The following is a 13,054-nucleotide window of genomic DNA, read 5'->3' as shown; positions in this document are numbered from 1 at the left end:
CATCTACATAACCCTGTAGGAGTGAGCCTGCTCGCGATGGCCCGCAACTCGGTCCTAAGCCAGGCGCAACATCACCTCAACCCCACCCTCAACGTTGCCCACACTCATGTCCCCACCATGCAACTTGACCACTTCTTCGACGAAGTTAAGCCCCAACCCGGTGCTTTTGCGCCCACTGTCCGGTCGCGGCAATGAGTAAAAACGCTCGGTCAATCGCGGCAACGCGTAATCGGGAATCGCCTCGGTCTGGTTGAACAGTTTGAATTCGACGCGCGCCCCGGCCCTCTCAGTGCTAAAGCGCAACACGCCGCCCACCGGGGTGAAATCCAGCGCATTTTCCAGCAGGTTGCCGAATGCCTGACGCAACAAAAACGGTTCACCGATCACGCTCAGGTCCTGTGCAATCGCTTGTTCGACGCGCAACTGTTTGCCTTCAATGCGCGCCGTTTGCGCCGCCAGCACTTGCTCGACCAGCGCCGCCAGCGGCACCGCGACCCGTTCCTCCAGACCCTGGCGCTGCTCGACCAGCGCCAGATTGAGCAAGCGCTCGATCAACTGCTGCATCCGCGCACTTTCGCTGTCGATGTTGCTGACGAAACGCTGTTGCTGCGCCAACGGCATCTCGTCTTGCAGCAGTTCCGCCGCACCGCGAATCGCCGCCAACGGACTTTTCAATTCATGGGTCAGCGTGTGCACGTAGCGCTCGACGTAGGCCTTGCCTTCCAGTTGCGTGCGCATCTGCTCGACGGCGCTCGCCAGTTGCTCAAGTTCGCCGCCGCGATAATGCGGCACCTCGACCCGGCGCCCTTCGCTGACGGCCTGCGCGTAAGCGGTCAAGCGCCGCAGCGCCGCGCTCAACCACCACGACAACAGCGCGCCGAACAGCAGACCCAGGACAATCATCCCGGCGCCGTAAGCGATCAAGCGCCGCTCCGTGCGATCGACGTAGGGCTGCAGCGAACTGTTGGGTTTGGCCACGGTGACCACGCCAATGATCTTGCCGTTGTCGCGGATTGGCGCGCCGACGTGCATCACCGAGGTGGTCGCATCTTCTGCAATGCTGCGGGTCGAGCGCGCGCCGTATTCACCGCGCAAGGTCAGGTAGACGTCGTTCCAGCGCGAGTAATCCTGGCCCAGCGCCACGCCGCTGGAATCCAGAACCACGATGCCTTTGGCGTCGGTCACGTAGATGCGGTGGCTGACCTGATTTTTCGGCAAGCCCCAGATGCTCGCCTTCGGCTCGCGCTCGCCATAGGCCTTGAGCAGTTGCGGCCAGCGGTTCTGGTTGAGCGTGCCGGCCTTGAAATCGTCGCGCAGGATTTCTGCCATCAGGTTGGCGGTATCCACCAGCGTTTCTTCGGTGGATTGGCGCACGCCGGGGCGGACTTCCTTCATCACGGTGTTGAGCACAAAGTAGCCGGTCAGGCCGATGAACAGCACATAGACCAGGAAAATCCGGATTCCCAACGGCATCAGCTGTGTCCCGGGCTGTAGCTGTAGCCGAGGCCGCGATGGGTCTGGATCGGCTCGGCCTCGGCGCGCACCAGGCGTAATTTGGCTCGCACGCTTTTGATGTGGCTGTCGATGCTGCGCTCGTAACCGGCATCGGCCGGAACGCCCAGCGCGTCGAGCAATTGTTCGCGGCTGAAGACACGTTCGGGTTGTTCGAGCAGGCATTGCAGGAGCCGGAATTCGTGGCGGGTAAGGCTCAGCAACTGGCCGCGATAGCTGATCTGCACGCGTTCGCTGTCGATGCGAAACAGCATTGGGGTCGGGGCTGGGGTTTGAGTTGAAGTTGCTGCGACCTCGGCCACCGCGCGCGGCGCCATGCGTTTGAGGATCGCGCGGACCCGCGCCGCCACTTCGCGTGGGCTGAACGGCTTGACCACGTAATCGTCGGCGCCGATCTCCAGGCCCACCACCCGGTCAATTTCGGCGTCGCGGGCGCTGAGGAAAATCACCGGCACTTCGCTAAAACGGCGCAGTTGCTTGCAGGTTTCGAAGCCACTGATATCGGGCAGGCCGATGTCGAGGATGATCAGGTCGGCCGGGGTCTCGCGCTGATGCTCCAGCGCGGCGGCGCCGAGGCTCAACCAAGTGGTGGTGAAGCCTTCGCCCTGCAAGGCAAAAATCAACGTATCGGCAATGGCCGCTTCGTCTTCGACAATCAGGATATGAGGCATGGCATCCGAGCCCAACAGTTAAGTTGCGCAACGGTGGCGCAAGCCTCGCATCGCGTCAATCAGCAGTCGGGTTTGTCGGCGGTGTAACGACGTGCCGGGTTCACTGCGGCGTTGAATTCGCGCAAGGCCTTGGCGCCGATCAGCAGCGGGTAATTGAAGCTGCTGCGGTCGGTAAGGTTGACCTCGACCGTGCGCTTGACGTTGCCGAGGCACAATTCCAGATCGACCACTGGACGCTTGGTCGGCGCGGCTTCGTCCTTGTCGTCTTCATCTTCTTCGGAGCGTGCCTTGATCTTGCTGATCCGGGCGATCTTGTGTTCGTAGACCTTGTTGCTCGCGTCTTTGGTGGCGAGGCGGAAGCGCACCCACTCGTCGCCATCGCGGGTGAACATTTCGATGTCCTTGGCCGACAGCGACGCGGTCAGGGCGCCGGTGTCCATTTTCGCCTTGAGGACTTCACCGCCGATTTCCGGCAGCGCGATGTATTCGTAACGCCCGTACAGGGTCGGCTCGGCGGCCATGACCGGCAGGGCCACGAGGGTCAGCAGTGCAAGGAGGGATTTCACGTGATGGGTTTTCCTTGGGAAATGGAGGGCGCAGAGACCGAATTCTAGACCGCAAAAACCAGCGATAGTTAGGCTGCCGCTGCCTTGTGGCGGGAGAGCTTGCTGTGGCGGGGCCGCTTGCTGTGGCGAGGGGGCTTGCTGTGGCGAGGGGGCTCGCCCCCGTTCGGCTGCGCAGCAGTCGTAAACCCGGCTCACACGGTCCGCCTGAAACTACGCGGCGCATGGTTTTGGGGCCGCTTCGCAGCCCAACGGGGGCAAGCCCCCTCGCCACAGCAAGCCCCCTCTCTAGAGCAAGCCCCCTCTCCAGAGCAAGCCGCCTATCCACAGCAAGCCGCCTCGCCACAGGGATCTTCATGAGGCGCGAAGCATAACTGTTGAAAGGTGAAACATTCGTCGACGCGGATTTGGCCTGCCGGCCGAAGCTGCTTATCATGGCGCGCCCAACTGTTTTCAAGAGTTACTTATGCGCCGCCTGCTCACCGGCTGTTTCGTTACCCTGCTGCTGTTGCTCAACACCCTGGTCCTGATCGGGCCGCTGATGGTGTTTGCCCTGCTGAAACTGGTCTTGCCCGGTCGTTATCGCGTTTACGCCTCGACGGCGGTGATGTGGATCGCCGAAACCTGGGCGGAAATCGACAAGCTGATTTTCAAGCTGTGCATTCCCACCCAATGGGACATTCGCGGCGGCGGCGACTTGCGCAGCGACACCTCGTATCTGGTGATCAGCAACCATCAATCCTGGGTGGATATACCGGCGCTGATCCAGGCGTTGAACCGGCGCACGCCGTTCTTCAAATTCTTCCTCAAGAAAGAACTGATCTGGGTGCCGTTCCTCGGGCTCGCCTGGTGGGCGCTGGATTACCCGTTCATGAAGCGCTACACCAAGGCGTTTCTGGCGAAGAACCCCGAACTGGCAGGCAAGGACCTGGAGATCACCAAAGCCGCGTGCGAGCTGTACAAAAGCCAACCGGTGACCGTGGTCAATTACCTGGAAGGCACGCGGTTTACCTCGGCAAAAAGCACTCAGCAGCAATCACCCTTCAGTCATTTGCTCAAACCCAAGGCGGGCGGCGTGGCGTTTGTACTGGCGGCGATGGGCGAACAGCTGGACGCTATTCTCGATGTGACGGTGGTGTATCCGCAGCAGCGGATTCCGGGGTTCTGGGATTTGATCAGCGGCAATGTGCCGAAGGTGATCATCGACATCCAGACCCGCGAACTCGACCCGGCGTTGTGGCGTGGCGATTACGAAAACGACCCGCAGTTTCGCCAGACGGTCCAGAACTGGGTCAACCAGCTCTGGATCGAGAAAGACCGGCGCATCGCCGAATTGCGCGACGAGCGCCGTTGAATCAGCTACCAGTGCCGGTGCCGGTGCCGGTGCCCCAGATGCTGCCCAGACTGCCGAGCAGCGAACCGCCGACGCCCTGCTGACCGAGGTATTGCAGAATCACCGGGGCAAACTGGCCGATCATGCCGCTGTCCATGCCCAGCGCGCTGAAGGCGTTGTTCAGGTCGTTGGTGTCCTTGACGTTGCCCAAGGCATTTTCCAGCCCTGCGGATTTGCCCGACGAGCCCAGCAAACCGCTCAGCGCCGCCAGGTTGCCGCTGCCGCCGGAGAGCTTGTCGATGCCCGGTACTTCCTTGGCCAATTGCGAATAGTCAGTGCTGCTCAACTGATTCTTCGCCAGGCCGAGCATCGCACTGGTGCCGCCGACCGCTTGTTGCGGGGTGACGTCCAGCGCACTCAGGGCGCTCAACAGACCGGCGGTCTCCGAAGTCGGCGCCGCCGCGGCCGCACTGTCATTGCCCTTCATGCCGGAAATGGCATTGGCCGCGTCGTTCAGGTTGAACTGGGCGAAGGCCGGACTGGCCGCCAGACTCATCAGCGTAGCCAATGCAAAACCGCGTGAAATCTTCATCGAGAGAACCTCTATTGGGCAAAAACCGTCCGCCCTGTTTGCCAGCAAACAGACGCGGCGAAAAACTGTGCGTTGGACTGGCAGGTCGGGGGATTGTTCCCATCTGCACAACCGACTGCCCTCTGTGGCAAGGGACATGCCCCATCTGCGCAACTCACTGTCCTCTGTGGCAAGAGGACTTGCCCCATCTGCGCAACTGACTGGCCTCTGTGGCAAGAGGACTTGCCCCATCTGCGCAACTCACTTTCCTCTGTGGCAAGAGGACTTGCCCCATCTGCGCAACTCACTGTCCTCTGTGGCGAGGGGGCTTGCCCCCGTCGGGTCGCGCAGCGGCCCCTGAACAATCTTGCGCGGTGAATCAGGCAAAACGAACGGGGGCAAGCCCCCTCGCCACGGGTTTGCTGGTTTGCTCATGAAAACGGCGACCCGAAGGTCGCCGTTGTGCATTGCGTGAATGCCTTACGCCGCGCTGAACAGTTTGTGCGGATCGATCACAAACTTCTTCGGCACACCGGCATCGAACTCGCCGTAACCGCGTGGCGCGTCATCGAGGCTGATGACTTCCACGCCTACGATGTCAGCAATGTGGATACGGTCCCACATGATCGCCTGCATCAGTTGGCGGTTGTACTTCATCACAGGCGTCTGGCCGGTGTGGAAGCTGTGGGATTTGGCCCAGCCCAGACCGAAGCGAATGCTCAGGCTGCCCATTTTTGCGGCGGCGTCCACGGCACCCGGATCTTCGGTGACGTAGAGGCCCGGAATGCCGATCTTGCCGGCGACGCGGACCACGCCCATCAGCGAGTTGAGGACAGTGGCCGGGGCTTCGTGTTTGACCCCGTCATGGCCGTGGCCGCGTGCTTCGAAGCCCACCGCGTCGACCGCGCAATCCACTTCCGGCTCGCCCAGCAGAGCGGCGATTTGTTCGTGCAGCGGGGTGTCCAGCGACAGGTCGGCGATTTCGAAACCCTGCGCTTTGGCGTGGGCCAGGCGCACGGTGTTGACGTCGCCGATGATCACCACCGCCGCGCCCAACAGGCGAGCAGAAGCGGCAGCGGCGAGGCCGACCGGGCCGGCACCCGCGATGTACACGGTGCTGCCCGGGCCGACGCCGGCGGTGACGGCGCCGTGGTAGCCGGTCGGCAGGATGTCGGAGAGGCAGGTCAGGTCGCGAATTTTTTCCATCGCGCGGTCGCGGTCCGGCAGTTTCAGCAAGTTGAAGTCGGCGTACGGCACCATCGCGTATTCAGCCTGGCCGCCGGTCCAGTCGCCCATGTCGACGTAACCGTAAGCGCCGCCGGGACGGGCCGGGTTGACGCTCAGGCAAACTCCGGTGTGCATCTCTTTGCAGGAACGGCAGCGCCCGCAAGCAACGTTGAACGGCACGGACACCAAGTCGCCGATTTGCAGGTTTTCGACGTCGCTGCCCTTCTCGATGACTTCACCGGTAATTTCATGGCCCAGCACCAGACCGGTTTGCGCCGTGGTACGACCGCGCACCATGTGCTGATCGGAGCCGCAGATGTTGGTGGAGACGACGCGCAGGATCACAGCGTGATTAATCTTCCTGCCGCGCGGGTCCTGCATTTTGGGATAGTCGATTTTCTGTATTTCGACCTTGCCGTTGCCGAGATACACGACACCACGATTACCAGACATGCTTTCACCTCGCTGTTGTTTTTATGTAGCGGTCGCGTCGCCATGGATCGGCGGCGCGTTGATTGCTAGGGTTAGTGCTTGTTTGTCTTGTGTTGCCTGTTATGGCCTCATCGCGAGCAAGCTCGCTCCCACAGTTGATCTTTGGTGTGACTGAGATCTGCGACCAAGTGCAACCCCTGTGGGAGCGAGCTTGCTCGCGATAGCAATCTAAAGAACCACGGTGCGATTGGCGTTCAAAAACACCCGTCGCTCAATGTGATAACCAACGGCCCGCGCCAGCGTCAGCCCTTCGATATCCCGCCCCTTGGCGATCAGATCTTCCGGGTAATGACTGTGGTCCACGGCCTCGACGCCTTGGGCAATGATCGGCCCTTCGTCCAGATCGTTGTTGATGTAATGCGCCGTCGCTCCGACCAGTTTCACGCCTTTGTTATAAGCCTGGTGATACGGCTTGGCGCCCTTGAAACCCGGCAGCAGCGAGTGGTGAATGTTGATCGCCTTGCCATCGAGCTTGCGGCACAGCTCGGGCGAGAGAACCTGCATGTAGCGCGCGAGGATCACCAGTTCCGCGCCGGATTCTTCGATCACTTGCCACACCTGACGCTCTTGCGACGGCTTGTCGTTGGGGTCGAGTGGGAAATGGTAGTACGGAATCTGGTGCCAGTCGGCGAGCGGTTTGAGGTCCGGGTGGTTGGACACCACGGCGGCCACGTCCATCGACAATTGGCCGATGCGCTGGCGGTAGAGCAAATCGTTGAGGCAGTGATCGGCCTTGGAAACCATGATCACCACTTTTGGCCGGTAGTTCGGCGCGGTCAGTTCGAAGATCATGCCGAAACTTGCGCCGCGTTCTTCGAGGCCGGCGCGGAAAGCTTGTTCGTCGAAGCCTTCGGGCTGACGGAATTCCACGCGAATGAAAAACCGCCCCGAGAGCCGGTCATCGAAGGAATGGTGCTCGGTGACGTAGCAACCCTGCTCGAACAAAAAGCGCGTCACCGCGTCCACGGTGCCGAGCACGCTGGGGCAGTCGGCAGTCAGAATCCATGTGTCTGGGGCGCGGCTCATAGTGCGGTGACTCCTGTTCATTGTGCGGGGTGTCAGGGAAATCCCCCCCTCACCCTAGCCCTCTCCCCAAAGGGGCGAGGGGACTGACCGAGTTGTTCCTGCAGCTACATCGACCTGAAATACCGAGTTGAACTCAGGCTCTTCAAAGCGATTTCAAGTCGAACACAAATAGCGACAACACTAGAGATCTGCTCCCTTTCCCCCTCTCCCCTTTGGGGAGAGGGTTGGGGTGAGGGGTCGATTTCAGGTCAACCCCAAATATCAGGGCCAACCCGGCTCATTTCTAAGCCTGAACACTAAGCCCGTATTCGGCCGCCGCATCCTGCAGCCACAACCACCAGTAATCCGAAAAGCTACGGCGGATCAGCAGTTCCCAAGTGTCTTCAGCTGTGTGGCGAATCACCAGTTGCGACTTGGCGAACACGGTGCCGACGGCTTTGCCCACCGGGAAGCTGTTCGGGTGCACGTCGTAGCTGGTGGATTTCATCAGCACCTGGCGCACGTTCGGGCCGCTCAGTTCAAGGATCTGCTGGCCGCCGCTGACGTTGACGATCTGGATGTGCAGGTCGCCCAGCGCTTCACGGAGTTTTTGCTCGGCGGCGAATTCTTCGCCGCTCGGTACGATCAGCAGCCACTCGTCCGGGCCCATCCATTGCAGGCTGGTTTCACCCTGGATGATGACGGCCAGCGCGCCGGGCAATTCGATGCCCAAGGCTTTGTGTACGCCTTCACTGAACGCCGGATCGTGGCCATCGCCACGAAGGGTCAAGTGGCCGAGGAGTTTTTTCTCACGCACGATCACGCCGGCGCTTTTGCGGCCCTTGCCCACCAGGCTGGCGAGGTCGGCATGATGCAGCGACGACTCGGCTTTGGCCCCGGTGGTCGGGCGTTGTTGGTAAACATTGGCTGCGGTCATAAAGCACCTTTTCTGAATTCGTACGACACACCTGTGGGAGCAAGGCTTGCCCGCGATTGGGGCGACGCGGTTCGGCTGATACACCGCGTCATCGTTCATCGCGGGCAAGCCTTGCTCCTACAGGGGGTGTGTGGTTACACGTTCTGGCGATCACCTTTCGGGTCGAAGAACACCGAAGAAACAATCTCCGCCTCGATCACGCTGCCATCCGCCAGCGGCGCAAAAACCCGCTCGCCGATGCGCTTCAAGCCGCCCTTGACCACGCCCATGGCAAACGAATAGCCCAAGGAGTTGTGCAAGTAGCTGGAGGTGACGTGGCCAACCATCGTCATCGGAATCGTCTGCTTAGTGTTGAACACCAGTTGCGCGCCTTCCGGCAGCCACTGAGTCGGATCGATCGGCTTCAAGCCGACCAACTGTTTGCGCTGTTCACGCACACAATCTTCGCGATTCATCCCGCGCTGGCCGATCCACGAAAACGGCTTGGTGCGACCGACACACCAACCCATGTTCAGGTCGTCCGGGGTCATCGAGCCGTCGGTATCCTGGCCGACGATGATGAAACCCTTCTCGGCCCGCAGCACGTGCATGGTCTCGGTGCCGTACGGCGTCAGGTTGTACGGCTTGCCGGCCTCGACGATTTTCTCCAGCACGCCCATCGCATAGTCGGCTTGCACGTTGACTTCATACGACAGCTCACCGGTAAACGAAATCCGGAACACCCGTGCCGGCACACCGCCGACCAGGCCTTCTTTCCAGGTCATGAACGGGAACGCTTCGTTGCTCAGGTCAATGTCGGTGACTTCGTTGAGCAGCTTGCGGCTGTTCGGCCCGGACAGGGTCATGGTTGCCCAGTGATCGGTCACGGAAGTGAAGTACACCTTCAAGTCTGGCCATTCGGTCTGCTGGTAGATTTCCAGCCATTGCAGCACGCGTGCCGCGCCGCCCGTGGTGGTGGTCATGACGAAATGGTTGTCGGCCAGGCATGCAGTCACGCCGTCGTCGAAGACCATGCCGTCTTCTTTGCACATCAAGCCGTAACGCGCCTTGCCGACGTCGAGCTTGGTCCAGGCGTTGGTGTAGATGCGGTTGAGAAACTCGCGCGCATCCGGGCCTTGAATGTCGATTTTGCCTAGGGTCGAGGCGTCGAGCAGGCCGACGCTGTCGCGCACGGCTTTGCATTCGCGCTTCACCGCCGCGTGCAGGCCTTCACCGTTTTTCGGGAAGTACCAAGGGCGTTTCCACTGACCGACGTCTTCAAACTCGGCGCCATTTTTCACGTGCCAGTGATGCAGCGCGGTGTGGCGAACCGGTTCGAAAATGTGCCCACAGTGACGACCGGCCACGGCGCCGAAAGTCACCGGCGTGTAGTTCGGGCGGAACATCGTGGTGCCCATCTGCGGGATGGTCACGTTCAGCGAACGGGCGGCGATGGCCAGGCCGTTGACGTTGCCGAGCTTGCCCTGATCGGTGCCGAAGCCCAGCGCGGTGTAGCGTTTGACGTGCTCGACCGACTCGAAACCTTCACGGGTCGCCAGCTCGATACCGCCCGCGGTGACGTCGTTTTGCAGGTCGACGAATTGCTTCGGCGCACGCGCCGAGTTCTTCTCATGCGGCACCTGGAACAGCGCCAGAGTCGGCTCTTCGAGACGGCTCAGGGCTTTCGGCAAGGTCGCTTCGACCAGCCCGAAACCGGCTTCGCTGGCGGCGCGCACGCCCCCCTCAAAACCATCGGCCAGCGAATCGCCGAGGCCGTAGACGCCATTGATGCCGCCGACGCACACGCGTTTCTGCGGTGCTTCGCCCGGTACAAAACCGAGGATGTCTTCACGCCAGGTCGGTTTGCCGCCCAAGTGCGAAGCCAAGTGAACCACCGGGCTGTAACCGCCGGAAGTCGCCACCAGATCGCAATCGAGCCATTCGCCCGGACTGGTCACCGCGTGGGCTTTCACATCAATTGCGGCGACGCGTGCAGCGCTGACGCGCTTGGTGCCGCGCACTTCGATCACCGCGCTGCCAGTGAGGATGCGAATGCCTTTGGCGCGTGCTTCTTCAACCAACGCACCGCGCGGGTTGCTGCGCGCATCGGCGATGGCCACGACTTGCAGGCTGGCGTCGAGCCAATCCAGGGCCACGCGATAGGCGTGATCGTTGTTGGTCGAGAGGACGAGTTTTTTCCCCGGGGCCACGCCGTAACGGCGCACATAAGTGGAAACAGCGCCGGCGAGCATGTTGCCCGGCACGTCGTTGTTGCCGTAGACCAGTGGCCGCTCACAAGCGCCGGTGGCCAGCACCACACGCTTGGCGCGGACCCGGTGAATGCGCTGACGCACCTGGCCAATCGGTGCGCGGTCGCCGAGGTGATCGGTCAGGCGCTCGTGAATGGTCAGGAAGTTGTGGTCGTGGTAACCGTTGACCGTGGCGCGCGGCAACAGCAGCACGTCCGGGGTGTTTTTCAGTTCTTCGATGACGCTGGCGACCCACTCGATAGCCGGTTTGCCGTCGAGGCTTTCGCGCGAATCGAGCAGGCTGCCGCCGAATTCTTCCTGCTCATCCGCCAGAATCACCCGTGCGCCACTGCGCGCCGCTGCCAATGCCGCCGCCAGACCAGCAGGGCCGGCGCCGACGATCAGCACGTCGCAGTGCTGGTTCATGTAGTCGTAAGTGTCCGGGTCGTTCTCGGTCGGCGAGCGGCCAAGCCCGGCAGCCTTGCGGATGTACTTCTCGTAAGTCATCCAGAACGATTGCGGGTACATGAAGGTTTTGTAGTAGAAACCCGGCGGCATCAGCTTGCCGCCGACCTTGCCGAGAATGCCCATCATGTCGTTGTTGACGCTCGGCCAGCCGTTGGTGCTGGTCGCGATCAAACCTTGATACAGCGCTTGTTGCGTGGCGCGCACGTTGGGAATTTGCGTGGCTTCGGTGGCGCCGATTTGCAGCACCGCGTTCGGCTCTTCGGCACCTGCGGCAAAGATGCCGCGCGGACGTGAATACTTGAAGCTGCGACCGATGATGTCGACACCGTTGGCAATCAGCGCAGCGGCCAGCGAGTCGCCTTCGAAGCCTTTGTAGGTCTGGCCGTTGAAGGTGAAGCTCAGCACTTTGTTGCGGTCGATCCGTCCGCCGTTGGACAGGCGATTGATCTGGCTCATACCTTCTCTCCCAGAGCCGTGGCGGCCGCTTTCGGGCTATCGGTCTTGTCGGTGAATTGTGGCTTGGCGCCGATCTTGTAGGTTTCCAGAATCTCGTAGGTCACGGTGTTGCGGGTCGCGTTGAAGTACTGGCGGCAACCGGCGGCGTGAATCCACAGTTCGTGGTGCAGGCCGCGCGGGTTATCGCGGAAGAACATGTAGTCGCCCCACTCCTCGTCGGAGCAGGCCGCCGGGTCCAGTGGGCGCGGAATGTGCGCCTGGCCGGATGCATGGAATTCCTCTTCGGAGCGCAGCTCGCCGCAGTGAGGACAGAAGATATGCAACATGGGGATTTCTCCTGTTAGTGGGCAACCGCAGCAGCGCCGTGTTCATCGATCAACGCACCGTTGTGGAAACGGTCGATGGAGAAAGGTGCGGCCAACGGGTGCATTTCACCCTTGGCCAGACTCGCGGCAAACACGTTGCCCGAGCCAGGTGTGGCCTTGAAGCCGCCGGTGCCCCAACCGCAGTTGAAGAACATGTTCGGCACCGGAGTTTTCGAGATGATCGGGCACGCATCCGGCGTGGTGTCGACGATGCCGCCCCACTGGCGGTTCATGCGTACGCGCGACAACACCGGGAACATTTCGACGATGGCTTGGATGGTGTGCTCGATCACCGGGTACGAACCGCGCTGGCCGTAGCCGTTGTAGCCGTCGATACCGGCGCCGATTACCAGGTCGCCCTTGTCGGACTGGCTGATGTAACCGTGCACCGCGTTGGACATGATCACGCTGTCGATAATCGGCTTGATCGGCTCGGACACCAGCGCTTGCAGCGGGTGGGATTCGATCGGCAGGCGGAAACCGGCGAGCTTGGCCATGTGCCCGGAGTTACCGGCAGTCACTACGCCGACGCGCTTGGCGCCGATGAAGCCTTTGTTGGTTTCAACGCCGATGCACACGCCGTTTTCCTTGCGGAAACCGATCACTTCGGTCTGCTGAATCAGGTCCACGCCGAGTGCGTCAGCGGCACGGGCGAAACCCCACGCCACGGCATCGTGACGGGCGACGCCGCCGCGACGCTGGACGGTGGCGCCCATCACCGGATAGCGGGTGTTTTTCGAGCAATCGAGGTACGGAATCTCGTCGGCCACTTGCTTGGCATCGAGCAGCTCGCCGTCGACGCCGTTGAGGCGGTTGGCGCTGACCCGACGCTCGGAATCACGAATGTCTTGCAGGGTGTGGCACAGGTTGTAAACGCCGCGCTGCGAGAACATCACGTTGTAGTTCAAGTCCTGGGACAGGCCTTCCCACAGTTTCATCGCGTGTTCGTACAAGTGCGCCGACTCGTCCCACAGATAGTTGGAGCGGACGATGGTGGTGTTGCGCGCGGTGTTGCCGCCGCCCAGCCAGCCTTTTTCGACCACGGCGACGTTGGTGATGCCGTGCTCTTTGGCCAGGTAATAAGCCGTGGCGAGACCATGCCCGCCACCGCCGACGATGACCACGTCATAGACCTTTTTCGGGGTCGGCGTGCGCCACATCTTCTGCCAGTTTTCGTGATGGCTGAGGGAGTGCTTGAAGAGGCCGAAGCCTGAGTAGCGTTGCAT

11 protein-coding genes are annotated in these 13,054 nt (G+C 61.4%); 1 reads left to right on the top strand and 10 read right to left on the bottom strand.

Annotated features, from left to right (window positions below):
* Positions 1-54: 54 nt before the first annotated feature.
* From creC to rloA2, 3 genes are read right to left on the bottom strand one after another with little or no spacing between them, the layout of a single operon-like run.
* Entirely contained in the window at positions 55-1,473 is a 1,419-nt protein-coding gene (creC, locus tag BLU01_RS15445; protein ID WP_092277120.1) for a two-component system sensor histidine kinase CreC, read from the bottom strand.
* Positions 1,473-2,183, bottom strand: coding sequence for a two-component system response regulator CreB (gene creB, locus BLU01_RS15440; protein ID WP_092277117.1), 711 nt, complete (start codon positions 2,181-2,183; stop codon positions 1,473-1,475). The genes creC and creB overlap by 1 nt, the downstream gene beginning before the upstream one ends.
* Before the next feature lie 59 nt (positions 2,184-2,242).
* Complete coding sequence (gene rloA2, locus BLU01_RS15435) at positions 2,243-2,749, bottom strand: retropepsin-like aspartic peptidase RloA2 (RefSeq protein ID WP_092277114.1); 507 nt, start codon at positions 2,747-2,749, stop codon at positions 2,243-2,245.
* Between the two features lie 463 nt (positions 2,750-3,212).
* On the opposite strand from rloA2, the gene BLU01_RS15430 reads away from it, so the two are divergent.
* Positions 3,213-4,100 (top strand): acyltransferase, encoded by an 888-nt coding sequence (locus tag BLU01_RS15430; protein ID WP_092277111.1) that lies wholly within the window; start codon positions 3,213-3,215, stop codon positions 4,098-4,100.
* A gap of 1 nt (position 4,101) precedes the next feature.
* Here BLU01_RS15430 and BLU01_RS15425 read toward each other — a convergent pair whose 3' ends face one another.
* The 7 genes from BLU01_RS15425 to BLU01_RS15395 form a co-directional block, all read right to left on the bottom strand.
* Positions 4,102-4,671 carry a DUF2780 domain-containing protein gene (locus tag BLU01_RS15425; protein WP_092277108.1) on the bottom strand — a complete coding sequence of 190 codons (570 nt, stop codon included), beginning with the start codon at positions 4,669-4,671 and terminating at the stop codon, positions 4,102-4,104.
* A gap of 459 nt (positions 4,672-5,130) precedes the next feature.
* Positions 5,131-6,330, bottom strand: coding sequence for a formaldehyde dehydrogenase, glutathione-independent (gene fdhA / locus BLU01_RS15420; RefSeq protein WP_007947729.1), 1,200 nt, complete (start codon positions 6,328-6,330; stop codon positions 5,131-5,133).
* Positions 6,331-6,537: 207 nt separating this feature from the next.
* Positions 6,538-7,395, bottom strand: coding sequence for a formyltetrahydrofolate deformylase (gene purU, locus BLU01_RS15415; RefSeq protein WP_092277106.1), 858 nt, complete (start codon positions 7,393-7,395; stop codon positions 6,538-6,540).
* Between the two features lie 283 nt (positions 7,396-7,678).
* Complete coding sequence (locus BLU01_RS15410) at positions 7,679-8,311, bottom strand: sarcosine oxidase subunit gamma (RefSeq protein ID WP_092277103.1); 633 nt, start codon at positions 8,309-8,311, stop codon at positions 7,679-7,681.
* Positions 8,312-8,445: 134 nt separating this feature from the next.
* On the bottom strand, positions 8,446-11,463 hold the full coding sequence (locus tag BLU01_RS15405; RefSeq protein ID WP_092277100.1) for a sarcosine oxidase subunit alpha: 3,018 nt from the start codon (positions 11,461-11,463) through the stop codon (positions 8,446-8,448).
* Positions 11,460-11,789 (bottom strand): sarcosine oxidase subunit delta, encoded by a 330-nt coding sequence (locus BLU01_RS15400; protein WP_092277097.1) that lies wholly within the window; start codon positions 11,787-11,789, stop codon positions 11,460-11,462. The genes BLU01_RS15405 and BLU01_RS15400 overlap by 4 nt, the downstream gene beginning before the upstream one ends.
* Before the next feature lie 14 nt (positions 11,790-11,803).
* On the bottom strand, positions 11,804-13,054 hold the full coding sequence (locus BLU01_RS15395) for a sarcosine oxidase subunit beta (protein ID WP_007947735.1): 1,251 nt from the start codon (positions 13,052-13,054) through the stop codon (positions 11,804-11,806).

Origin of the sequence: Pseudomonas prosekii, from assembly GCF_900105155.1 — a bacterium.
Lineage (GTDB): Bacteria > Pseudomonadota > Gammaproteobacteria > Pseudomonadales > Pseudomonadaceae > Aquipseudomonas > Aquipseudomonas prosekii.
Note: the sequence above shows the minus strand (reverse complement) of the source record. Positions and strands in the feature narration are given on the sequence as shown.